The following is a 21,747-nucleotide window of genomic DNA, read 5'->3' as shown; positions in this document are numbered from 1 at the left end:
AGTTTATACACCGAAAAACCGTTTTGCCGCCTCAATCAGGCGTGTGCATGAAGTGCCGTCTGAAAACGGGTCGGCAACGCAGTCTAAAGGTGTTTTGCGCAACCAAGTCAGTTGGCGTTTGGCAAGTTGGCGCGTGGCGGCAATGCCTTTTTCGATGAAGGTTTGTCTGTCGGTTGCGCCGTCGAGGTATTCCCACGCCTGACGGTAGCCGACACAGCGGATGGCGGGGGAGTCGGCGGTCAGGCTGGGATAGCGGCGGCGCAGGTTTTCCACTTCGCCGATAAAGCCCTGTTCAAGCATCAGGTGGAAACGCAGGGCGATGTTTTCATGCAGGCGGGCGCGGTTTTCGGGAATCAGGGCGGCGGTATGCAAATCGAAGGGGAGCGTATGGGGGCTTTGTCTGCCGAGGTGTTCGCTCATCGGTTTGCCGGTCAGATAATAAACTTCCAAAGCGCGTCCGATACGCTGGCTGTCGTTCGGTTTCAGACGGCATGCTGTTTCGGGATCGACCTGTTGCAGGGTGCGGTAGAGGAAATCCAAGCCGTACATTTGTTTTTGTTCGTCCAAGTCGGCACGCAGGCAGGCATCGGCTTCGGGCAAATCGTTCAAACCTTGGGTCAGGGCGCGGAAATACATCATCGTGCCGCCGACAATCAGCGGATATTTCCCACGCGCCGTGATTTCGCCAATCAGACGCGTGCAGTCTTCGACAAAACGGGCGGCACTGTATGTCTGAACAGGCGTAATGATGTCGATAAGGTGGTGCGGGACAAAGGCGCGTTCGGAGGCGGACGGTTTCGCCGTGCCGATGTCCATATCGCGGTAAACCAGCGCGGAATCGAGGCTGATGATTTCGACAGGCAGGGTTTCGGCAATTTTGAGGGCGAGCGCGGTTTTGCCTCCGGCGGTCGGCCCGAGCAGGGCAAAGGCTTTCGGGGTCGGCATAACGTTTCAGGTTTGGAAAAATACGGATTATAGCGGAAAGCGTGCCGACGTTATATTTTGGTTTGCGGAAGCACGCCGACGGCAAGGGGGCGTGTTTACCGTATGCCTTTATATAGTGGATTAACAAAAACCAGTACGGTGTTGCCTCGCCTTAGCTCAAAGAGAATGATTCTCTAAGGTGCTGAAGCACCAAGTGAATCGGTTCCGTACTATCTGTACTGTCTGCGGCTTCGTCGCCTTGTCCTGATTTTTGTTAATCCACTATAAAATTTCAAACCGACGCGCCGGGTTTTCAATATGCCCGTGCCTGCTGCCGCCTTGTCCTCAGGCATCGGCGGCAGCGTCCGATTTTTCGGGGAACGCCCGTCTCGGGCGTATTTAAAGGTTCGGCGGTGCGGTGTTTTCCTGCGGCAAGGCTTCAGACGGCATCTCCGGTGCGTCCGTTAGACAAGGCGTGCGCTTGGGGCGATAATGGCGTTTTGCTTTTTTGAAAGCCTTGCAATGTCCCGAAACCTGCTTGTCCGCTGGCTTGTCGTCTGCCTGATACCCTTGGCGACGCTTGCCGTTTTCGCCGCCAATCCGCCCGAAGACAAACCCCAGCATCTGATTAACGGCATCATCCTTGCCTGCGAAGCGACGTTTTTGTTCAAATTCGTCCTTTTCGACACCATCAAGCATCATTTGAAACAAGAGTTTGATTTGAAACGTCAAACTATGTTGCTGTTTATTCCGATTATTTTGCTGATTGTGTATTTGTTCCACTATTTTGGCGCGTTTTAGCCCGTTTCCGTTATTTCTATGAATACTCCTCCTTTTGTCTGCTGGATTTTTTGCAAGGTCATCGACAATTTCGGCGACATCGGCGTTTCGTGGCGGCTTGCCCGTGTTTTGCACCGCGAACTCGGTTGGCAGGTGCATTTGTGGACGGACGATGTGTCCGCCTTGCGTGCGCTTTGCCCTGATTTGCCCGATGTTCCCTGCGTTCATCAGGATATTCATGTCCGCACTTGGCATTCCGATGCGGCAGATATTGATACCGCGCCTGTTCCCGATGTCGTCATCGAAACTTTTGCCTGCGACCTGCCCGAAAATGTGCTGCACATCATCCGCCGACACAAGCCGCTTTGGCTGAATTGGGAATATTTGAGCGCGGAGGAAAGCAATGAAAGGCTGCACCTGATGCCTTCGCCGCAGGAGAGTGTTCAAAAATATTTTTGGTTTATGGGTTTCAGCGAAAAAAGCGGCGGACTGATACGCGAACGCGATTACTGCGAAGCCGTCCGTTTCGATAGCGGAGCCTTGCGCAAGAGGCTGATGCTTCCCGAAAAAAACGCCCCCGAATGGCTGCTTTTCGGCTATCGGAGCGATGTTTGGGCAAAGTGGCTGGAAATGTGGCGACAGGCAGGCAGTCCGTTGACACTTTTGCTGGCGGGGGCGCAAATTATCGACAGCCTCAAACAAAACGGCGTTATTCCGCAAGATGCCCTGCAAAACGACGGCGATGTTTTTCAGACGGCATCCGTCCGCCTCGTCAAAATCCCTTTCGTGCCGCAACAGGACTTCGACAAACTGCTGCACCTTGCCGACTGCGCCGTCATCCGCGGCGAAGACAGTTTCGTGCGCGCCCAGCTTGCGGGCAAACCCTTCTTTTGGCACATCTACCCGCAAGATGAGAATGTCCATCTCGACAAACTCCACGCCTTTTGGGATAAGGCACACGGTTTCTACACGCCCGAAACCGCATCGGCACACCGCCGCCTTTCAGACGACCTCAACGGCGGAGAGGCTTTATCCGCAACACAACGCCTCGAATGTTGGCAAATCCTGCAACAACATCAAAACGGCTGGCGGCAAGGCGCGGAGGATTGGAGCCGTTATCTTTTTGGGCAGCCTTCCGCATCCGAAAAACTCGCCGCCTTTGTTTCAAAGCATCAAAAAATACGCTAGAATAGTGCGTTTTACGACAACCGATTTGATTGGAAAATCACAATGAAAACAGCACAAGAACTGCGCGCCGGCAATGTATTTATGGTCGGCAACGATCCTATGGTCGTTCAAAAAACCGAATACATCAAAGGCGGCCGCTCTTCCGCCAAAGTCAGCATGAAACTGAAAAACCTGCTGACCGGCGCGGCTTCCGAAACCATTTACAAAGCCGACGACAAATTCGACGTGGTCATCCTGTCCCGCAAAAACTGTACGTACAGCTACTTTGCCGATCCGATGTACGTCTTTATGGACGAAGAATTCAACCAATACGAAATCGAAGCCGACAACATCGGCGACGCGTTGAAATTCATCGTTGACGGTATGGAAGACCAATGCGAAGTTACCTTCTACGAAGGCAACCCCATCTCCGTAGAACTGCCCACCATCATCGTACGCGAAGTCGAGTATACCGAGCCTGCCGTCAAAGGCGATACTTCAGGCAAAGTGATGAAAACCGCGCGCCTGGTCGGGGGCACCGAAATCCAAGTGATGTCTTACATCGAAAACGGCGACAAAATCGAAATCGACACCCGCACTGGCGAATTCCGCAAACGCGCTTGATTTGTTGCATTGAAAAATGCCGTCTGAAAACGTTTCAGACGGCATTTTTTTATCTTCGCCCCAAGTTTGGATTGAAGTAGATGTTTTTTTCGTAAACGACAATACGCGTGATTTTGCCATTTTCGTCAAAATGGATGTCTAAAAACGGTTTGTCGGGATTGCGTTCACGGTTGGACAGCCGGAAGAGTGATTGGTTTTCAAGCATTTCTCCGTGTATTTTCAGATAGCCGGGCAATTGGCCGATGTATTGGAAATTGCCGCCAAGTCCGTTGTTGTGCCGGCTCGAATAGGCAGGGGTTGCCGAAACTTCAAAATAACGCGTGCGTTTCGGCTCCTCGCCTTGTCCGCGGGTTTCTTGACTGCCCTGTATCAGCAACAGCGTCGCTTCTCGGAGGCGGCGTTCCTGTTCCATCAAGGCATCTTGTGCCTGCCGGCTGATCGTGCGCTTTCCGTAACGCAAGTCTTCAATTGCCAGTATGATTTTCTGATGGTAGTCGGGATCTTCAGGGCGGATGTCGGGAAACAGCAGCCGCTGTATGTTGTCATAGCCGCCGCCGGGTAAGCCGAAACGGGTTTCCAGTTCGTGATGGGAAAGGGCAAACAGACAGTCCGAGTCAATGTGTTCGGCGATTTGCTGCATGAGATCGTCAATGCCGGTGGCGGGGTGCAGGTCGGTGCAATTTGACGGCGGCACGCTTTCTGCCTGCTTGACGTTATCAGGGGCGGATGCGGCCGGTTGCAAATCGGTTTGGGGCGCGGAAGACGAAGCGGCGGATGCCGTGGACGAGGCGGCGGATGCGCCGTTTTCTTTCGTTTTATCTTCTTTGCTCGGGGAACACGCGGTCAGCATCATTGCGGCAAGCCATAAGAGAAGTGATGAGGTTTTGTTTTTCATTCTATTGTTTCCAGTATTAAAGAGGCCGTCTGAAAACCTACCGTTTCATTTTTCAGACGGCCTGTTGTTAATAGAACCGAAGAACCTGTTAATGCCGACAAGGTTCTCAATCTGTCTTACCCGACGCGGTAAAATGCAAGGCTGCCCAAAAGGTTGGGGAAATGTTTGACCTGTCTGTTGCCCGTCATCACGGCGCGCTCAAGCACGCGGATGTTGTTTTTGGCGCACAACAAATCAAAGTCTTTGAGCGTGCACCAATGGATATTGGGCGTGTCGTACCAATGGTAGGGCATACGTTCGGAAACCGGCATATGTCCGCCGAGTGCGATTTGGACGCGGTTGCGCCAGTAGCCGAAATTCGGGAAGCTGACGATTGCCTGTTTTGCCACGCGCATCAGGCAGCGCAGGATTTTTTCGGTATTCTGCATCGCTTGGATGGTCTGGCTCAACACAATCACATCAAAACTTTGATCGTTGAATGCGGTTAAACCTTCTTCCAAATCGGCTTGGATAACATTCACGCCGCGCGACATCGCGGCAATCACGCTGTCGGTGTCGATTTCGATGCCGTAGCCGCTGCATTTTTTGTGTTCGACCAAGGCGGCAAGCAGTTCGCCGTCGCCGCAGCCCAAGTCCAAGACGCGGCTGCCTTCGGGTATCCGGTCGTAAATCAGTTGCAAATCATCGCGCAGGTTCATTGCTGACATTCCTTATAAACGTTGTTCATATAGGCGGCGACCGCACGCATATAGGCTTCGTCTTCCATTAAAAAGGCATCGTGCCCGTGTGCGGATTTGACTTCGATATACTGCACGGATTTTTGGGCGGCAATCAGGGCCTTGACCAGTTCGTGCGAACGTTCGGGCGCGAAACGCCAATCGGTGCTGAAGCTGGCGACAAAGAATTTTGCCTGAACATCCTGCACGGCGCGGGTCAGGCTGTTGCCGAAATCCGCCGCCGGATCGAAATAGTCCAAAGCCTTGGTCATCAGCAAATAGGTGTTGGCATCAAACCGCCCGACGAATTTATCGCCTTGATAGCGCAGATAGGATTCTACTTCAAATTCAACGCCATAGCCGTATTGATAGCCGTTGGAACGCAAATCGCGTCCGAATTTTTTGCCCAAACCGTCTTCGGCAAGATAGGTGATGTGCCCCATCATGCGGGCAATCCGCAAGCCCCGAGCGGGAACGGTGTTGCGGCTGCGGTAATGTCCTTCGTTGAAATCGGGATCGGTCAAAATCGCCTGACGTGCTACATCATTAAACGCGATATTTTGCGTGGACAGTTTCGGCGCGGACGCAATCACTAAGGCATGGCGCACGCGCTCGGGATAGGAAATCGTCCACTGCAAAGCCTGCATACCGCCCAAGCTGCCGCCGACAACCGCCGCCCATTGCCCGATGCCGAGATAATCGGTAAGCGCGGCTTGGGATTTTACCCAGTCCTTCACCGTAACCACCGGAAAATCCGCGCCGTATTCCCTGCCCGTTTCAGGATTGATCGACAAAGGTCCGCTGCTGCCGTCGCAGCCGCCCAGATTGTTCAAACCGACCACGAAAAAACGTTCTGTATCAATCGGTTTGCCGGGTCCTACCATATTGTCCCACCAGCCCGTATATTTATCCTCCGCCGAATGCCTGCCCGCAACATGATGGTTGCCTGACAGCGCATGACAGATTAAAACCGCATTATTTTTTTCGGCATTCAGCTCGCCGTAGGTTTCAATCATCAGATCGAAACGCGGCAAAGTTTTACCGTTTTCCAAAACCAGCGGCATTTCAAACGGAATTTTTTGGGGCGTTACAATGCCCACCGAGGCATTTTGACTCATATCCTGTTCCAACAAATGCGGCGAAAAGCGTTATTATATAGCAAACGGCATGACTTTTTGACACGGTCGGACAAGCAGCCCGATGCGATGAAACATCCGTCCCTATGCCGCCGCAACCGATCCATACTTTTTCAGACAGCCCTAACCCCGCTTCCCGATATGATAGGCAGACTTTTCCGTATTTTTTTCTTTTTCGCACTTGCCGCGCTGATTATCAACCGCCTCTTCAGCCGCAGGCAGAAACGCGCCCTGCGCGATGTCGCCAAAATCAGCGCGTGGGTGCTGCTCGGTGCAGCCGCCGCGACGCTGTTTTGGTATTTGGTCATGCTGTATTTCAAACACATTCCAGATTCGTATTGACGGAAAAAATGCCGCCTGAAACGCATTTTTCTGTTTCAGACGGCATATTTGATGAAAAGGGCTTGCGGTAGGAGGTGCTTTATAGTGGATTAAATTTAAACCAGTACGGCGTTGCCTCGCCTTAGCTCAAAGAGAACGATTCTCTAAGGTGCTGAAGCACCAAGTGAATCGGTTCCGTACTATTTGTACTGTCTGCGGCTTCGTCGCCTTGTCCTGATTTTTGTTAATCCACTATACAACCGAAGCAGGAAGGGTAGGGGGTCAGCGTTGGCGCGCTTTAAAACGCGGATTGCTTTTGCAGATGACGTAAACTTTGCCCCTGCGCCTGACGATTTGGCAGTCGCGGTGGCGTTGTTTGGCGGTTTTGAGTGAAGACAGAACCTGCATTATTTGTCCTTTCTAAACGATGACATGACGGATTGGAAACGTTGGTTGAATTTGCTGGCACGGCCTTCGGTGTTGACGTTGCGCTGTTTGCCAGTATAGACGGGATGGGATGCGGAAGAAGTATCCAGCGAAAACAGCGGATATTCTTTGCCGTCTGTCCAAACCATCGTTTTTCCGTGTGTTTCGGCACAGGAGCGGATTAACCAGCCTTCATTGGCGCTGCTGTCGAAAAAAAGGACGGTTCGATAATTGTCAGGATGAATATTCGGTTTCATATATCGCCTTAGTTGAATTGTTATAACATAACAAACTTTATCATAAATTAGAAGGCTTGTACAAGGAAATTTAACTATTTTTGTAATATATTAGAAATTTTCATGATAAATCTGAAAATTTTGAAATTGACTCATGTTTGGCGCAACTTTATTATGTTGCCTGAAACATCATATAAAAGATAATAAAAGGTACGCAGCCATGAATTACGCAAAAGAAATCAATGCGTTAAATAACAGTCTTTCTGATTTGAAAGGCGACATTAACGTTTCGTTTGAATTTTTCCCGCCGAAAAACGAACAAATGGAAACGATGCTGTGGGACTCCATCCACCGTCTGCAAACCCTGCATCCCAAGTTCGTATCCGTAACTTACGGCGCAAATTCCGGCGAACGCGACCGCACGCACGGCATCGTCAAACGCATCAAACAGGAAACCGGCTTGGAAGCCGCGCCTCACCTGACCGGTATCGACGCTTCTCCCGACGAATTGCGCCAAATTGCCAAAGATTATTGGGACAGCGGCATCCGCCGCATTGTCGCCCTGCGCGGCGACGAGCCGCCCGGTTACGAGAAAAAACCGTTTTACGCCGAAGACTTGGTTAAGCTATTACGCTCCGTCGCCGACTTCGACATCTCTGTAGCAGCATATCCCGAAGTGCATCCCGAAGCGAAATCCGCACAAGCCGACCTGATTAATTTGAAACGCAAAATCGATGCGGGCGCGAACCACGTCATCACCCAATTCTTCTTCGATGTGGAACGCTACCTGCGCTTCCGCGACCGCTGCGTGATGTTGGGCATCGATGTGGAAATCGTCCCCGGCATCCTGCCCGTTACCAACTTCAAGCAGCTCGGCAAAATGGCGCAGGTTACCAACGTCAAAATCCCAAGCTGGCTGTCGCAAATGTATGAAGGTTTGGACGACGACCAAGGCACGCGCAACCTCGTCGCCGCCAGTATCGCCATCGATATGGTCAAAGTCCTATCCCGCGAAGGCGTGAAAGATTTCCACTTCTACACGCTCAACCGCAGCGAGCTGACTTACGCCATCTGCCATATTTTAGGCGTGCGCCCTTAAAGCTGAAAACGGCTTCAGACGGCATCCGAGGCCGTCTGAAAAGCAAAACGCCGCCCCATCCGAGCCATTCTGATTTACAATACCGACCGATTCGGATTGAACCGGTTCTTACAAAATCCAACTGGAGAGTTCAACATGACAACATTACATTTCTCAGGCTTCCCGCGTGTCGGCGCCTTCCGTGAATTGAAATTCGCACAAGAAAAATACTGGCGCAAAGAAATCAGCGAGCAAGAATTGCTGGCTGTTGCTAAAGACTTGCGCGAGAAAAACTGGAAACACCAGGTCGCTGCCAACGCCGATTTCGTTGCCGTAGGCGATTTCACTTTCTACGACCACATCCTCGACCTGCAAGTCGCCACCGGCGCGATTCCCGCCCGCTTCGGCTTCGACAGCCAAAACCTGTCTTTGGAACAATTCTTCCAACTGGCGCGCGGTAACAAAGACCAATTCGCTATCGAAATGACCAAATGGTTCGACACCAACTACCACTACTTGGTGCCTGAATTCCACGCCGATACCGAATTCAAAGCCAATGCCAAACACTATGTTCAACAACTGCAAGAAGCCCAAGCTTTGGGCCTGAAAGCCAAACCGACCGTTGTTGGTCCGTTGACCTTCCTGTGGGTTGGTAAAGAAAAAGGCGCCGTCGAATTCGACCGTCTGAGCCTGTTGCCTAAACTGTTGCCTGTTTACGTTGAAATCCTGACTGCTTTGGTTGAAGCCGGTGCCGAGTGGATTCAAATCGACGAGCCTGCTTTGACTGTCGATCTGCCTAAAGAATGGGTAGAAGCCTACAAAGACGTTTACGCTACTTTGAGCAAAGTAAGTGCCAAAATCCTGCTGAGCACTTACTTCGGTTCTGTTGCCGAACACGCCGCATTGTTGAAATCCCTGCCTGTTGACGGCCTGCACATCGACTTGGTACGCGCTCCCGAGCAACTGGACGCATTTGCCGACTACGACAAAGTTCTGTCTGCAGGCATCATCGACGGCCGCAACATCTGGCGCGCCAACCTGAACAAAGTTTTGGAAACTGTTGAGCCTCTGCAAGCCAAACTGGGCGACCGTTTGTGGATTTCCAGCTCTTGCTCTCTGCTGCACACTCCATTTGACTTGTCAGTTGAAGAAAAACTGAAAGCCAACAAACCCGACCTGTACTCTTGGTTGGCATTCACCCTGCAAAAAACCCAAGAATTGCGCGTTCTGAAAGCTGCATTGAACGAAGGCCGTGATTCTGTTGCCGAAGAACTCGCCGCCAGCCAAGCTGCTGCCGACTCCCGTGCCAACAGCAGCGAAATCCATCGTGCAGACGTTGCCAAACGCCTGGCCGATTTGCCTGCCAACGCAGACCAACGCAAATCTCCATTTGCCGACCGTATCAAAGCGCAACAAGCATGGTTGAACCTACCTCTGCTACCGACTACCAACATCGGTTCTTTCCCGCAAACCACCGAAATCCGCCAGGCACGCTCAGCCTTCAAAAAAGGCGAACTGTCTGCCGCCGATTACGAAGCCGCGATGAAAAAAGAAATCGCCTTGGTGGTTGAAGAGCAAGAAAAACTGGACTTGGACGTACTGGTACACGGCGAAGCCGAGCGTAACGACATGGTTGAATACTTCGGCGAATTGTTGAGCGGTTTTGCATTCACTCAATACGGCTGGGTACAAAGCTACGGCTCACGCTGCGTGAAACCACCGATTATCTTTGGCGACGTAAGCCGTCCTGAAGCCATGACCGTGGCTTGGTCTACTTACGCACAAAGCCTGACCAAACGCCCGATGAAAGGTATGTTGACCGGCCCTGTAACCATTCTGCAATGGTCTTTCGTCCGCAACGACATTCCTCGCTCTACCGTGTGCAAACAAATCGCACTGGCTCTGAACGACGAAGTATTGGATCTGGAAAAAGCCGGCATCAAAGTCATCCAAATTGACGAACCTGCCATCCGCGAAGGCTTGCCGCTGAAACGCGCCGATTGGGATGCCTACCTGAACTGGGCGGGCGAATCCTTCCGCCTGTCCTCTGCCGGTTGCGAAGACAGCACACAAATCCACACTCATATGTGCTACTCCGAGTTCAACGATATCCTGCCTGCGATTGCTGCAATGGATGCGGACGTGATCACCATCGAGACTTCACGTTCCGACATGGAACTCTTGACCGCGTTCGGCGAATTCAAATACCCGAACGACATCGGCCCGGGGGTTTACGACATCCACAGCCTGCGCGTACCGACAGAAGCCGAAGTGGAGCACCTGTTGCGCAAAGCCATCGAGGTTGTACCGGTTGAACGTCTGTGGGTTAACCCGGACTGCGGCCTGAAAACACGCGGCTGGAAAGAAACTCTGGAACAACTCCAAGTGATGATGAACGTAACCCACAAATTGCGTGCCGAATTGGCGAAATAAGCCGAGACCGTATGAATAAATACCGTCTGAAAGCCTTTCAGACGGTATTTTGTCCTGATTTGCGGCGCAAGGGCGCAGTTGCCGGAAAATCTTTTCATTGCAGCTTGTTTTTTTCTAATTCGGCTTTATATGTGGGAAACAGGCAAATCGGAGTTGTGTTTGATAGTTTTAAATAATTTATATTATTTGAACTATAAATTATACAAATCATTTTGCATGGGGTAGAATGCCCAGCGATTCACAATTATTTCTCAAACCAATCTATTAAGGAGCTTAAAATGGCTTTGCAAGATCGTACCGGTCAAAAAGTACCTTCCGTAGTATTCCGCACCCGCGTCGGCGACACTTGGAAAGATGTGTCTACCGATGATTTGTTCAAAGGCAAAAAAGTAGTCGTATTCTCCCTGCCCGGTGCATTTACCCCGACTTGTTCTTCTTCACACCTGCCGCGTTACAACGAATTGTTCGGCGCGTTCAAAGAAAACGGCGTTGACGCAATCTGCTGCGTATCTGTAAACGATACGTTCGTAATGAACGCTTGGGCTGCCGAAGAAGAATCCGACAACATCTACATGATTCCTGACGGCAACGGCGAATTTACCGAAGGTATGGGTATGCTGGTCGGTAAAGAAGACTTGGGCTTCGGTAAACGCTCTTGGCGTTACTCCATGCTGGTTAACGACGGCGTGGTTGAAAAAATGTTCATCGAACCTGAAGAACCGGGCGATCCGTTCAAAGTATCCGATGCAGATACTATGCTGCAATTCGTTGCTCCCGATTGGAAGGCTCAAGAGTCTGTGGCAATTTTCACTAAACCAGGTTGCCAATTCTGCGCTAAAGCCAAACAAGCTTTGCAAGACAAAGGTTTGTCTTACGAAGAAATCGTATTGGGCAAAGATGCAACCGTTACTTCCGTTCGCGCCATTACCGGCAAGATGACTGCCCCTCAAGTCTTCATCGGCGGCAAATACATCGGCGGCAGCGAAGATTTGGAAGCTTACTTGGCTAAAAACTGATAGCTGTTTGCTTAAGGCGGTTTGATTAAACTGTCTGATATACCGGATAGAGTTATTCGGGCGGTTCTACACTGCCGCTCCGAATAACTCTATATTTATAAGAGAATTTGGATATTGTTGCACTCAATCGAAATTTTGTTTTTATTTATCTGAATGATGTTTTTGATTGGGAAAATATTTAAATGCCGTCTGAAACCGATATGTTCTGTGTCGGCAATGTTTCAGACGAAAACGGAAGGACAAAGATTATGAAAAAAATTCAAGCGGATGTCGTCGTAATCGGCGGCGGTACTGCCGGTATGGGTGCGTTTCGCAATGCCCGTTTACATTCGGATAATGTTTACCTGATTGAAAACAATGTGTTCGGCACGACCTGCGCGCGCGTGGGCTGTATGCCTTCCAAACTCTTGATTGCCGCCGCAGAGGCGCGTCATCACGCATTGCATACCGACCCGTTCGGCGTGCATTTGGACAAAGACAGCATCGTCGTCAACGGCGAAGAGGTCATGCAGCGCGTCAAATCCGAGCGTGACCGTTTTGTCGGCTTTGTCGTTGCCGATGTGGAAGAGTGGCCTGCCGACAAGCGCATCATGGGTTCGGCTAAATTTATCGACGAGCATACCGTCCAAATCGACGAGCATACTCAAATTACGGCAAAAAGTTTCGTGATTGCTACCGGTTCGCGTCCCGTCATCCTGCCGCAATGGCAGTCTTTGGGCAATCGTTTGATTATCAACGATGACGTTTTCTCATGGGATACGCTGCCTAAGCGCGTTGCCGTGTTCGGGCCGGGTGTTATCGGTTTGGAACTGGGTCAGGCATTGCACCGTTTGGGCGTGAAAGTTGAAATTTTCGGTTTGGGCGGAATCATCGGCGGCATTTCCGACCCCGTCGTTTCAGACGAGGCGAAAGCCGTGTTCGGCGAAGAATTGAAACTGCATTTGGATGCTAAAACCGAGGTCAAGCTCGATGCAGACGGCAATGTAGAAGTCCATTGGGAGCAGGACGGCGAAAAAGGCGTATTTGTTGCCGAATATATGCTGGCAGCCGTGGGCCGCCGTCCGAACGTTGACAATATCGGTTTGGAAAATATCAATATCGAAAAAGATGCGCGCGGCGTACCCGTTGCCGACCCGCTGACCATGCAGACCAGCATTCCGCATATCTTTATTGCGGGCGACGCGTCCAACCAACTGCCCCTGCTGCACGAAGCTGCCGACCAAGGCAAGATTGCCGGCGACAATGCAGGCCGTTACCCGAATATCGGCGGCGGTTTGCGGCGCAGCACCATCGGCGTGGTGTTTACCAGTCCGCAAATCGGCTTTGTCGGTCTGAAATACGCGCAGGTTGCCGCGCAATACCAAGCCGACGAATTTGTCATCGGCGAAGTATCGTTCAAAAACCAAGGCCGCAGCCGCGTGATGCTGGTGAACAAAGGCCATATGCGCCTGTATGCCGAAAAAGCCACCGGCCGCTTTATCGGCGCGGAAATCGTAGGCCCTGCCGCCGAACATTTGGCGCACTTGTTGGCATGGGCGCATCAAATGAAGATGACCGTTCCGCAAATGCTGGATATGCCGTTCTACCATCCCGTTATCGAGGAAGGTCTGCGTACCGCGTTGCGCGATGCCGATGCGAAATTGAAAGCCTGACCGATATGGCAAAACAATGCCGTCTGAAATTTTTTCAGACGGCATTTTGTTTTTGGGGATGGGGTCGGATGCTGATACCGTGTCGGGAAGGGGGGCGGCAAAACTAAAAATCTTTCTTTTAATCTGCTGTTTCCACGCGTGTTTGTCAAAATCTATCAGTTTGTTTTTAAAATACACTGTTCAAAATGGGATAAAACAGGTAAATTAACGTTTATGTAACCCAGTGTAGCAATGGGTTTACGGTTTTTGAGTCGATATATAACTACAGAGGAATTGACTATGTCTGCCAAACCGCGTCCTGTTTATCTGGATTTGCCGAACATCCGTCTGCCGATACCCGGGATAGTTTCCATCCTTCACCGCATCAGCGGGGTCGGGCTGTTTATTATGCTGCCTTTCCTGCTGTATTTCCTGTCCGGTACCCTGAGTCAAGAGTCTGCATTTGAAACTTACCGTGCCATTGTTTCCCATCCTTTGGTCAAGCTGGTTTTAATCGGTGTATTGTGGGCTTATCTGCACCATTCTCTCGCCGGTATCCGCTTTTTATTTTTGGATGCACACAAAGGCCTTGAGCTGAATACTGCGCGCAATACCGCTAAAGCCGTATTTGCTTCTGCATTGGTTTTGACTGTCGTTTTGGGAGCGTTGTTATGGTAGAACGTAAATTGACCGGTGCCCATTACGGTTTGCGCGATTGGGCGATGCAACGTGCGACTGCGGTTATTATGTTGATTTATACCGTTGCACTTTTAGTGGTTCTATTTTCCCTGCCTAAAGAATATTCGGCATGGCAGGCATTTTTTAGTCAAACTTGGGTAAAAGTATTTACCCAAGTGAGCTTCATCGCCGTATTCTTGCACGCTTGGGTGGGTATCCGCGATTTGTGGATGGACTATATCAAACCCTTCGGCGTGCGTTTGTTTTTGCAGGTTGCCACCATCGTCTGGCTGGTCGGCTGCTTGGTGTATTCAATTAAAGTAATTTGGGGGTAAGTATGGGTTTTCCTGTTCGCAAGTTTGATGCCGTGATTGTCGGCGGTGGTGGTGCAGGTTTACGCGCAGCCCTCCAATTATCCAAATCCGGTCTGAATTGTGCCGTTTTGTCTAAAGTGTTCCCGACCCGTTCGCATACCGTAGCGGCGCAGGGCGGTATTTCCGCCTCTCTGGGTAATGTGCAGGAAGACCGTTGGGACTGGCACATGTACGATACCGTGAAAGGTTCCGACTGGTTGGGCGACCAAGATGCGATTGAGTTTATGTGCCGCGCCGCGCCTGAAGCCGTAATTGAGTTGGAACACATGGGTATGCCTTTTGACCGTGTGGAAAGCGGTAAAATTTATCAGCGTCCTTTCGGCGGCCATACTGCCGAACACGGTAAACGCGCGGTAGAACGCGCCTGTGCGGTTGCCGACCGTACAGGTCATGCGATGCTGCATACTTTGTACCAACAAAACGTCCGTGCCAATACGCAATTCTTTGTGGAATGGACGGCACAAGATTTGATTCGTGATGAAAACGGCGATGTCGTCGGCGTAACCGCCATGGAAATGGAAACCGGCGAAGTTTATATTTTCCACGCTAAAGCTGTGATGTTTGCTACCGGCGGCGGCGGCCGTATTTATGCGTCTTCTACCAATGCCTATATGAATACCGGCGATGGTTTGGGTATTTGTGCGCGTGCAGGTATCCCGTTGGAAGACATGGAATTCTGGCAATTCCACCCGACCGGCGTGGCAGGTGCGGGCGTGTTGATTACCGAAGGCGTACGCGGCGAGGGCGGTATTCTGTTGAATGCCGACGGCGAACGCTTTATGGAACGCTATGCGCCGACCGTAAAAGACTTGGCTTCTCGCGACGTTGTTTCCCGCGCGATGGCGATGGAAATCTACGAAGGTCGCGGTTGCGGTAAAAACAAAGACCATGTCTTACTGAAAATCGACCATATCGGCGCAGAAAAAATTATGGAAAAACTGCCGGGCATCCGCGAGATTTCCATTCAGTTCGCTGGTATCGATCCGATTAAAGACCCGATTCCCGTTGTGCCGACTACCCACTATATGATGGGCGGCATTCCGACCAATTACCACGGCGAAGTCGTTGTGCCGCAAGGAGACGAATACGAAGTGCCTGTAAAAGGCCTGTATGCCGCAGGTGAGTGCGCCTGTGCTTCCGTACACGGTGCGAACCGTTTGGGTACGAACTCCCTGCTGGACTTGGTGGTATTCGGTAAAGCTGCCGGCGACAGCATGATTAAATTCATCAAAGAGCAAAGCGACTGGAAACCTTTGCCTACTAATGCTGGTGAGTTGACCCGCCAACGTATCGAGCGTTTGGACAGCCAAACCGATGGTGAAAACGTTGATGCATTGCGCCGCGAACTGCAACGCTCTGTACAACTGCACGCCGGTGTGTTCCGTACCGATGAGATTCTGAGCAAAGGCGTTCGAGAAATTATGGAGATTGCCGAGCGCGTGAAACGTACCGAAATCAAAGACAAGAGCAAAGTGTGGAATACCGCGCGTATCGAGGCTTTGGAATTGGATAACCTGATTGAAGTGGCGAAAGCGACTTTGGTGTCTGCCGAAGCACGTAAAGAATCACGCGGTGCGCACGCTTCAGACGACCATCCTGAGCGCGATGATGAAAACTGGATGAAACATACGCTGTACCATTCAGATACCAATACCTTGTCCTACAAACCGGTGCACACCAAGCCTTTGAGCGTGGAATACATCAAACCGGCCAAGCGCGTTTATTGATGCGTTTTCAGACGGTCTTCGCCTCAAAGGTCGTCTGAAATCTAACCATACCCACATTGAACTGCTTGAATTTATAATACAAAATCATTGGGCAGTTTATGAGAAAAGGAACACTTCTCATGGAAAAAATGAGTTTTGAAATTTACCGTTACAACCCGGACGTTGATGCCAAACCTTATATGCAGCGTTACGAGTTGGAATTGGAACCAACCGACGTTAAACTTTTGGACGCTTTAGTGCGCCTGAAAGCACAAGATGATACATTGTCTTTCCGCCGTTCCTGCCGCGAAGGGATTTGCGGTTCTGACGGTATGAACATCAACGGCAAAAACGGCTTGGCATGTTTGACCGATCTGCGTGGCTTGAAACAGCCGGTTAAAATCCGTCCTCTGCCAGGTCTGCCTGTTATCCGCGACCTGATTGTGGATATGACCCAGTTCTTCAAACAATACCATTCCGTCAAACCTTATGTTGTCAACGATAATCCGATTGATGCGGACAAAGAGCGTCTGCAAACTCAGGAAGAGCGTAAAGAGTTGGACGGTTTGTACGAGTGTATTTTGTGCGCCTGCTGTTCGACTGCCTGCCCGTCATTTTGGTGGAACCCTGATAAATTCGTTGGTCCGTCCGGTTTGCTGAATGCTTACCGTTTCATTGCGGACAGCCGTGATACCATCACTAATGAGCGTTTGGATAATCTGAACGACCCATACCGTTTGTTCCGTTGCCACACCATTATGAACTGCGTAGACGTATGTCCTAAACACTTGAATCCGACCCGAGCCATCGGTAAGATTAAAGAGATTATGTTGAAACGGGCCGTTTAAGAAATGATGGTTTTTGACGATATTGCCAAACGGAAAATCCGTTTTCAAACCCGCCGGGGATTGTTGGAATTAGATTTAATCTTCGGCAGGTTTATGGAAAAAGAATTCGAGCATTTGAGCGATAAAGAGCTGTCCGAGTTTTCCGAAATCCTTGAATTTCAAGATCAAGAATTGCTTGCCTTGATTAACGGGCATTCGGAAACGGACAAAGGGCACCTTATCCCGATGCTTGAAAAAATCAGACGGGCATGAGGCATCTGAAATCTGCCTGCAGGCAGATTTCAAAATGCAAAAGCCGTCTGAAGGCAAAGAACGTGCTGCGGATGCAGTAACGTGGGTTATAACTTGCAAAGGAGCAATAATATGTCCAAATCAATCAAACTCAACGTACCGGGTCAGGCAGGTTTGGAGCTGCCGGTATTGGAAGCCAGCATCGGGCACGATGTGGTTGACATTCGGGGGCTGACAAAAAATACAGGTTTGTTTTCCTTCGACCCCGGATTTGTTTCAACCGCAAGCTGTGAGTCTAAAATTACTTACATCGACGGCGATCAAGGCTTGCTTTATTATCGCGGATACCCCATCGAGCAGCTGGCCGAAAAGTCCGATTATTTGGAAGTCTGCTACCTGTTGATTTACGGCGAACTGCCGACTCCCGAGCAAAAGGCAGAATTTGACAATACCGTCCGCCGCCACACGATGGTGCATGAACAGCTGACTTGGTTCTTCCGGGGGTTCCGCCGCGACGCGCATCCGATGGCGATGATGGTCGGCGTGGTCGGCGCACTGTCTGCGTTCTACCAAGACAGCTTGGACATTAGCAATCCCGAACACCGCAAAATCGCGATTTACCGCCTGATTTCTAAAATCCCGACCATTGCGGCAATGTGCTACCGCTATTCAAACGGTCTGCCGTTCAATTATCCGAAGAATAATCTTTCTTATTCCGAAAACTTCCTTCATATGATGTTCGCCACGCCGTGTGAAGACTACAAACCCAATCCCGTTTTGGCACGCGCGCTCGACCGCATCTTTATTTTGCATGCCGACCACGAGCAAAACGCCTCAACTTCAACCGTCCGTCTGGCAGGGTCTTCGGGTGCGAATCCGTTTGCCTGTATTGCTGCCGGTATCGCCTGCCTGTGGGGTGCTTCGCACGGCGGTGCGAACGAAGCCGTGTTGAAAATGTTGGACGAAATCGGCGATGTGTCTAATGTTGCCGCATACATGGAAGGTGTGAAACAACGCAAATACCGTCTGATGGGCTTCGGTCACCGCGTGTACCGCAATATGGATCCGCGTGCCAGCATTATGCGCGAAACCTGCTATGAAGTTTTGAAGGAATTGGGCTTGGAAGACAGTCCGAAATTCAAACTGGCGATGGAATTGGAACAGATTGCGCTGAAAGACCCGTTCTTTATCGAACGCAAGCTGTATCCAAACGTCGATTTCTATTCCGGCATCGTCCTGTCCGCGCTGGGCATCCCGACCGAAATGTTTACCGTCATCTTCGCCCTGTCGCGCAGCGTAGGTTGGATTTCGCACTGGCACGAGATGATCAGCGATCCTTCGCTGAAAATCGGCCGCCCGCGCCAGCTTTATACCGGTTCGGAACGCCGCGATTATGTGCCGGCAGGAGAGAGGTAACATACATTAATATATTGTCAAACAGGCAATATTAGAGAATCGGATTGCTTTCTGTATACATTTGATTGTAGTCGGATGAAATCAATACAGGCAATCCGGTTTAAAATAGGGTAGAATAAAATGTCTTTTCAGACGGCATCAGTTCAGCCGTCAGGACGCGGACTTCTACCCTTTGTTTATATTTTAAAGAAAAGAGCGCACGCCATGATGGACGAAAAACTCAATTTCTCTTACCTGTTCGGTTCGAACGCACCTTACATTGAGGAATTGTACGAGGCTTTTTTGGAAAACCCCGATGCGGTTGATGAAAAATGGAAGCAGTATTTCACCGATTTGAGCAAACAGCCGGGGACGGTTGCTGTCGATGTCGCACACACACCGATTCGCGAATCATTTGTTACTTTGGCGAAAAAGAAAATTGCATCTGCCGTTGCGGGCGGTGCGGATGAGGCAATGCTGAAAAAGCAAGTCAGCGTTTTACGGCTGATTTCTGCCTATCGTATCCAAGGCGTGGGTGCAGCCCAACTTGATCCGCTCAAACGTATCCCCCCGCGCGATATTGAAGCCCTCGATCCGAAATTCCACGGTCTGTCAGATGCCGATATGACGCTTCAATTCAATATGGGCGAGGGCGATTTTGCCAATCGCGGCAAACTGCCTTTGTCCCAAATCATCAGCAACCTCAAACAAACCTACTGCGGCCACATCGCATTGGAATATATCTATATTCCCAATACCGAAGAGCGCCGCTGGGTACGCAATTATTTTGAAAGCGTATTGTCCACACCGCATTACAATGCCGATCAAAAACGCCGTATCTTGAAAGAGATGACTGCTGCCGAAACTTTGGAACGTTATCTGCATACCAAATATGTCGGTCAGAAACGTTTCGGTGTCGAAGGCGGCGAAAGCGCGATTGCCGGTTTGAACTACCTGATTCAAAACGCCAGTAAAGACGGCGTGGAAGAAGTCATCATCGGTATGGCGCACCGTGGCCGTCTGAATGTTTTGGTGAACATTTTGGGCAAAAAACCCGGCGATTTGTTTGCCGAATTTGAAGGTCGTGCCGAAATCAAACTGCCCAGCGGCGACGTGAAATACCATATGGGCTTCAGCTCCGATATTGCTACCCCGCACGGCCCGATGCATGTTTCTTTGGCGTTCAACCCGTCTCACTTAGAAATCGTCAACCCGGTGGTGGAAGGTTCTGCGCGCGCCAAACAAAAACGTTTGGGCGAAAACGGCCGCGACAAAGTCTTGCCGGTATTGATTCACGGCGACTCCGCATTTATCGGTCTGGGAGTCAACCAAGCGACATTCAACCTGTCTAAAACGCGCGGTTATACCACCGGCGGTACGGTTCATATCGTCATCAACAACCAAATCGGCTTTACCACTTCCGATATCCGCGATACCCGTTCAACCGTACACTGTACCGATATCGCAAAAATGGTTTCCGCCCCGGTTATCCATGTGAACGGCGATGATCCCGAACGCGTTTGCTTTGCTATCCAAGCCGCTTTGGATTACCGCAAAAAATTCCATAAAGACATCGTGATTGACGTTGTCTGCTACCGTAAATGGGGTCACAACGAGGGCGATGATCCGACCTTGACCCAACCGATGATGTACAAAAAAGTATCGCAACACCCGGGTGCGCGTGCTTTGTACACCGAGCAACTGATTGCCGAAGGCGTGCTAACCCAAGCCGAGGCAGACGGTTACATCCAAGCCTACCGTGATGCTTTGGACAAAGGCGAGCACGTCGAGCAAACAACGTTGAGCAACTTCCAACGCACGCAAATCGACTGGAGCAAATACCAAGGCAAAGATTGGCGCGAACACATCGAAACCGGTTTGCCTGCCGCAGATATTGAACGTCTCACTGAGAAGTTTACCGCCGTACCGGAAGGCTTTGCCCTGCATCCGACTGCAAAACGTGTGATTGAAGCGCGTAAAGCCATGGCATCCGGCAAACAGGCCATAGATTGGGGTATGGCCGAAACCTTGGCATACGCCAGCCTCGTAACCAAAGGTCACGGCGTGCGTATTTCCGGTGAGGACTCGGGACGCGGTACGTTCTCGCACCGCCACGCCGTATTGCACGATCAAAAACGCGAAAAATGGGACGACGGTACTTATGTTCCCCTGCGCCATATGGGCGAAGGAATGGGCGAGTTCCTGGTTATCGACTCCATCTTGAACGAAGAGGCCGTGATGGCGTTCGAGTACGGCTTTGCCTGCTCCGCTCCTGACAAGCTCACCATTTGGGAAGCTCAATTCGGCGATTTCGCCAACGGCGCGCAAGTGACGATTGATCAATTCCTGTCTTCAGGCGAAACCAAATGGGGTCGCTTGTGCGGTCTGACCACCATCCTGCCGCACGGTTACGACGGTCAAGGCCCTGAGCACTCTTCTGCACGCGTAGAACGTTGGTTGCAACTGTGTTCTGAGAACAATATGCAAGTCATCATGCCATCTGAAGCGTCGCAAATGTTCCACCTCTTGCAACGTCAAGTCTTAGGTTCATACCGCAAACCGCTGGTGATTTTCATGTCCAAACGCCTGTTGCGCTTCAAAGGTGCAATGAGCCCGCTGGAAAACTTCACCGAAGGTTCGACTTTCCGTCCGGTTATCGGTGATACCGCCGAACGCGCAAGCAACGACAGCGTGAAACGCGTGGTATTGTGTGCCGGTCAGGTTTACTATGACTTGGAAGCCGGTCGAGCCGAACGTAAACTGGAAGATGATGTTGCGATTGTTCGCGTTGAGCAGCTATATCCGTTCCCATACGACGAGGTTAAAGCTGAACTGGCGAAATATCCGAACGCAAAATCTGTGGTTTGGGCACAAGAAGAGCCGAAAAACCAAGGCGCGTTCTACCAAATCCGCCACCGCATCGAAGACGTTATCAGCGAAGAGCAAAAACTGTCTTATGCCGGTCGTCCAAGCAGCGCATCGCCTGCAGTGGGCTACTCAAGCAAACACATTGCTCAATTGAAACAATTGGTTGAAGACGCTTTGGCGTTGTAAGCCTAGTAGCATTCCGTCTGAGTTTGCTCAGGCGGAATGCCCATATGCAGAATTAAAAACACACAACAGGCCGTCTGA

At 50.8% G+C, this 21,747-nt stretch carries 22 protein-coding genes; 15 read left to right on the top strand and 7 right to left on the bottom strand.

The genetic code is table 11. From position 1 onward, the window contains the following. Positions 1-3: 3 nt before the first annotated feature. Together miaA and IUJ45_RS10950 are read right to left on the bottom strand one after the other, a co-directional pair. On the bottom strand, positions 4-945 hold the full coding sequence (miaA, locus tag IUJ45_RS02120; RefSeq protein ID WP_002246865.1) for a tRNA (adenosine(37)-N6)-dimethylallyltransferase MiaA: 942 nt from the start codon (positions 943-945) through the stop codon (positions 4-6). A gap of 209 nt (positions 946-1,154) precedes the next feature. Then, positions 1,155-1,277 (bottom strand): hypothetical protein, encoded by a 123-nt coding sequence (locus IUJ45_RS10950; protein WP_002213796.1) that lies wholly within the window; start codon positions 1,275-1,277, stop codon positions 1,155-1,157. A 169-nt stretch (positions 1,278-1,446) separates the two neighbouring features. Here IUJ45_RS10950 and IUJ45_RS02115 point away from each other — a divergent pair, with 169 nt between their 5' ends. The 3 genes from IUJ45_RS02115 to efp are packed head-to-tail and all read left to right on the top strand — an operon-like array spanning position 1,447 to position 3,495. Beyond that, positions 1,447-1,725, top strand: a complete 279-nt coding sequence (locus IUJ45_RS02115) for a hypothetical protein (RefSeq protein ID WP_002217406.1) — start codon at positions 1,447-1,449, stop codon at positions 1,723-1,725. Between the two features lie 18 nt (positions 1,726-1,743). Next, complete coding sequence (gene earP, locus IUJ45_RS02110) at positions 1,744-2,892, top strand: elongation factor P maturation arginine rhamnosyltransferase EarP (RefSeq protein WP_002246876.1); 1,149 nt, start codon at positions 1,744-1,746, stop codon at positions 2,890-2,892. 42 nt (positions 2,893-2,934) lie between these two features. Further along, a complete protein-coding gene (gene efp, locus IUJ45_RS02105) occupies positions 2,935-3,495 on the top strand; it encodes an elongation factor P (RefSeq protein ID WP_002213793.1) in 561 nt (186 codons plus the stop codon). Between the two features lie 49 nt (positions 3,496-3,544). On the opposite strand, the gene IUJ45_RS02100 is transcribed toward efp, so the two are convergent. The 3 genes from IUJ45_RS02100 to metX form a co-directional block, all read right to left on the bottom strand. Beyond that, positions 3,545-4,390, bottom strand: a complete 846-nt coding sequence (locus tag IUJ45_RS02100) for an NMB0938 family lipoprotein (RefSeq protein ID WP_002217403.1) — start codon at positions 4,388-4,390, stop codon at positions 3,545-3,547. Positions 4,391-4,506: 116 nt separating this feature from the next. Next, complete coding sequence (gene metW, locus IUJ45_RS02095; RefSeq protein WP_002219404.1) at positions 4,507-5,088, bottom strand: methionine biosynthesis protein MetW; 582 nt, start codon at positions 5,086-5,088, stop codon at positions 4,507-4,509. After that, a complete protein-coding gene (metX, locus tag IUJ45_RS02090; RefSeq protein ID WP_002246134.1) occupies positions 5,085-6,224 on the bottom strand; it encodes a homoserine O-succinyltransferase MetX in 1,140 nt (379 codons plus the stop codon). Before metX ends, metW begins: the two co-directional genes overlap by 4 nt. A 159-nt stretch (positions 6,225-6,383) precedes the next feature. On the opposite strand from metX, the gene IUJ45_RS02085 reads away from it, so the two are divergent. Further along, a complete protein-coding gene (locus IUJ45_RS02085; RefSeq protein ID WP_002234600.1) occupies positions 6,384-6,584 on the top strand; it encodes a protein MIGRI in 201 nt (66 codons plus the stop codon). 261 nt (positions 6,585-6,845) lie between these two features. Here IUJ45_RS02085 and ykgO read toward each other — a convergent pair whose 3' ends face one another. Together ykgO and IUJ45_RS02075 are read right to left on the bottom strand one after the other, a co-directional pair. Then, positions 6,846-6,971 carry a type B 50S ribosomal protein L36 gene (gene ykgO, locus IUJ45_RS02080; protein ID WP_002213788.1) on the bottom strand — a complete coding sequence of 42 codons (126 nt, stop codon included), beginning with the start codon at positions 6,969-6,971 and terminating at the stop codon, positions 6,846-6,848. Next, positions 6,971-7,246: a type B 50S ribosomal protein L31 gene (locus IUJ45_RS02075; RefSeq protein ID WP_002217400.1), complete on the bottom strand. Its 276-nt coding sequence runs from the start codon at positions 7,244-7,246 to the stop codon at positions 6,971-6,973. The genes ykgO and IUJ45_RS02075 overlap by 1 nt, the downstream gene beginning before the upstream one ends. Positions 7,247-7,445: 199 nt before the next feature. Between IUJ45_RS02075 and metF the strand changes: the two genes are divergently transcribed. The 11 genes from metF to IUJ45_RS02020 all read left to right on the top strand — a co-directional run bounded on the left by metF (position 7,446) and on the right by IUJ45_RS02020 (position 21,669). Next, complete coding sequence (gene metF / locus IUJ45_RS02070) at positions 7,446-8,324, top strand: methylenetetrahydrofolate reductase (protein ID WP_002217399.1); 879 nt, start codon at positions 7,446-7,448, stop codon at positions 8,322-8,324. Between the two features lie 135 nt (positions 8,325-8,459). After that, a complete protein-coding gene (metE, locus tag IUJ45_RS02065) occupies positions 8,460-10,736 on the top strand; it encodes a 5-methyltetrahydropteroyltriglutamate--homocysteine S-methyltransferase (protein WP_082308617.1) in 2,277 nt (758 codons plus the stop codon). A gap of 278 nt (positions 10,737-11,014) precedes the next feature. Continuing rightward, positions 11,015-11,752 (top strand): redoxin family protein, encoded by a 738-nt coding sequence (locus tag IUJ45_RS02060; protein ID WP_033912956.1) that lies wholly within the window; start codon positions 11,015-11,017, stop codon positions 11,750-11,752. A gap of 248 nt (positions 11,753-12,000) precedes the next feature. Then, on the top strand, positions 12,001-13,404 hold the full coding sequence (locus tag IUJ45_RS02055) for a dihydrolipoyl dehydrogenase (protein ID WP_002217391.1): 1,404 nt from the start codon (positions 12,001-12,003) through the stop codon (positions 13,402-13,404). 279 nt (positions 13,405-13,683) lie between these two features. Continuing rightward, positions 13,684-14,061 (top strand): succinate dehydrogenase, cytochrome b556 subunit, encoded by a 378-nt coding sequence (gene sdhC, locus IUJ45_RS02050; protein WP_002217390.1) that lies wholly within the window; start codon positions 13,684-13,686, stop codon positions 14,059-14,061. Beyond that, positions 14,055-14,396, top strand: coding sequence for a succinate dehydrogenase, hydrophobic membrane anchor protein (sdhD, locus tag IUJ45_RS02045; protein ID WP_002217389.1), 342 nt, complete (start codon positions 14,055-14,057; stop codon positions 14,394-14,396). Before sdhC ends, sdhD begins: the two co-directional genes overlap by 7 nt. A gap of 2 nt (positions 14,397-14,398) precedes the next feature. Further along, positions 14,399-16,162 (top strand): succinate dehydrogenase flavoprotein subunit, encoded by a 1,764-nt coding sequence (gene sdhA / locus IUJ45_RS02040; RefSeq protein WP_082308616.1) that lies wholly within the window; start codon positions 14,399-14,401, stop codon positions 16,160-16,162. 119 nt (positions 16,163-16,281) lie between these two features. Beyond that, on the top strand, positions 16,282-16,989 hold the full coding sequence (locus IUJ45_RS02035) for a succinate dehydrogenase iron-sulfur subunit (RefSeq protein WP_002221124.1): 708 nt from the start codon (positions 16,282-16,284) through the stop codon (positions 16,987-16,989). Positions 16,990-16,992: 3 nt separating this feature from the next. Then, positions 16,993-17,241, top strand: a complete 249-nt coding sequence (locus IUJ45_RS02030) for an FAD assembly factor SdhE (protein ID WP_002213764.1) — start codon at positions 16,993-16,995, stop codon at positions 17,239-17,241. A 111-nt stretch (positions 17,242-17,352) separates the two neighbouring features. Beyond that, the gene (gene gltA, locus IUJ45_RS02025; protein ID WP_002217384.1) at positions 17,353-18,636 is read left to right on the top strand and encodes a citrate synthase; all 1,284 of its coding nucleotides are present in this window, start codon (positions 17,353-17,355) and stop codon (positions 18,634-18,636) included. A gap of 204 nt (positions 18,637-18,840) precedes the next feature. Continuing rightward, positions 18,841-21,669, top strand: a complete 2,829-nt coding sequence (locus IUJ45_RS02020) for a 2-oxoglutarate dehydrogenase E1 component (protein ID WP_002246138.1) — start codon at positions 18,841-18,843, stop codon at positions 21,667-21,669. The last annotated feature ends 78 nt before the right edge of the window (positions 21,670-21,747 follow it).

Origin of the sequence: Neisseria meningitidis, assembly GCF_022869645.1 — a bacterium.
GTDB classification, from domain to species: Bacteria; Pseudomonadota; Gammaproteobacteria; order Burkholderiales; family Neisseriaceae; genus Neisseria; species Neisseria meningitidis.
The sequence above is the reverse complement of the archived record's forward strand: the minus strand, read 5'-3'. Positions and strand labels throughout refer to the sequence as shown.

Excerpts from the sequence above, each read along its gene's own strand:
- IUJ45_RS02060 (WP_033912956.1), top strand. The coding sequence starts at position 11,015 with ATGGCTTTGCAAGATCGTACCGGTCAAAAAGTACCTTCCGTAGTATTC.
- IUJ45_RS10950 (WP_002213796.1), bottom strand. The coding sequence starts at position 1,277 with ATGCCTGAGGACAAGGCGGCAGCAGGCACGGGCATATTGAAAACCCGG.
- IUJ45_RS02030 (WP_002213764.1), top strand. The coding sequence starts at position 16,993 with ATGATGGTTTTTGACGATATTGCCAAACGGAAAATCCGTTTTCAAACC.
- efp (WP_002213793.1), top strand. The coding sequence starts at position 2,935 with ATGAAAACAGCACAAGAACTGCGCGCCGGCAATGTATTTATGGTCGGC.
- IUJ45_RS02035 (WP_002221124.1), top strand. The coding sequence starts at position 16,282 with ATGGAAAAAATGAGTTTTGAAATTTACCGTTACAACCCGGACGTTGAT.
- gltA (WP_002217384.1), top strand. The coding sequence starts at position 17,353 with ATGTCCAAATCAATCAAACTCAACGTACCGGGTCAGGCAGGTTTGGAG.
- IUJ45_RS02020 (WP_002246138.1), top strand. The coding sequence starts at position 18,841 with ATGATGGACGAAAAACTCAATTTCTCTTACCTGTTCGGTTCGAACGCA.
- metX (WP_002246134.1), bottom strand. The coding sequence starts at position 6,224 with ATGAGTCAAAATGCCTCGGTGGGCATTGTAACGCCCCAAAAAATTCCG.
- metE (WP_082308617.1), top strand. The coding sequence starts at position 8,460 with ATGACAACATTACATTTCTCAGGCTTCCCGCGTGTCGGCGCCTTCCGT.
- sdhA (WP_082308616.1), top strand. The coding sequence starts at position 14,399 with ATGGGTTTTCCTGTTCGCAAGTTTGATGCCGTGATTGTCGGCGGTGGT.
- sdhC (WP_002217390.1), top strand. The coding sequence starts at position 13,684 with ATGTCTGCCAAACCGCGTCCTGTTTATCTGGATTTGCCGAACATCCGT.
- sdhD (WP_002217389.1), top strand. The coding sequence starts at position 14,055 with ATGGTAGAACGTAAATTGACCGGTGCCCATTACGGTTTGCGCGATTGG.
- IUJ45_RS02075 (WP_002217400.1), bottom strand. The coding sequence starts at position 7,246 with ATGAAACCGAATATTCATCCTGACAATTATCGAACCGTCCTTTTTTTC.
- IUJ45_RS02055 (WP_002217391.1), top strand. The coding sequence starts at position 12,001 with ATGAAAAAAATTCAAGCGGATGTCGTCGTAATCGGCGGCGGTACTGCC.
- IUJ45_RS02100 (WP_002217403.1), bottom strand. The coding sequence starts at position 4,390 with ATGAAAAACAAAACCTCATCACTTCTCTTATGGCTTGCCGCAATGATG.
- IUJ45_RS02115 (WP_002217406.1), top strand. The coding sequence starts at position 1,447 with ATGTCCCGAAACCTGCTTGTCCGCTGGCTTGTCGTCTGCCTGATACCC.
- metF (WP_002217399.1), top strand. The coding sequence starts at position 7,446 with ATGAATTACGCAAAAGAAATCAATGCGTTAAATAACAGTCTTTCTGAT.
- miaA (WP_002246865.1), bottom strand. The coding sequence starts at position 945 with ATGCCGACCCCGAAAGCCTTTGCCCTGCTCGGGCCGACCGCCGGAGGC.
- earP (WP_002246876.1), top strand. The coding sequence starts at position 1,744 with ATGAATACTCCTCCTTTTGTCTGCTGGATTTTTTGCAAGGTCATCGAC.
- ykgO (WP_002213788.1), bottom strand. The coding sequence starts at position 6,971 with ATGCAGGTTCTGTCTTCACTCAAAACCGCCAAACAACGCCACCGCGAC.
- IUJ45_RS02085 (WP_002234600.1), top strand. The coding sequence starts at position 6,384 with ATGATAGGCAGACTTTTCCGTATTTTTTTCTTTTTCGCACTTGCCGCG.
- metW (WP_002219404.1), bottom strand. The coding sequence starts at position 5,088 with ATGAACCTGCGCGATGATTTGCAACTGATTTACGACCGGATACCCGAA.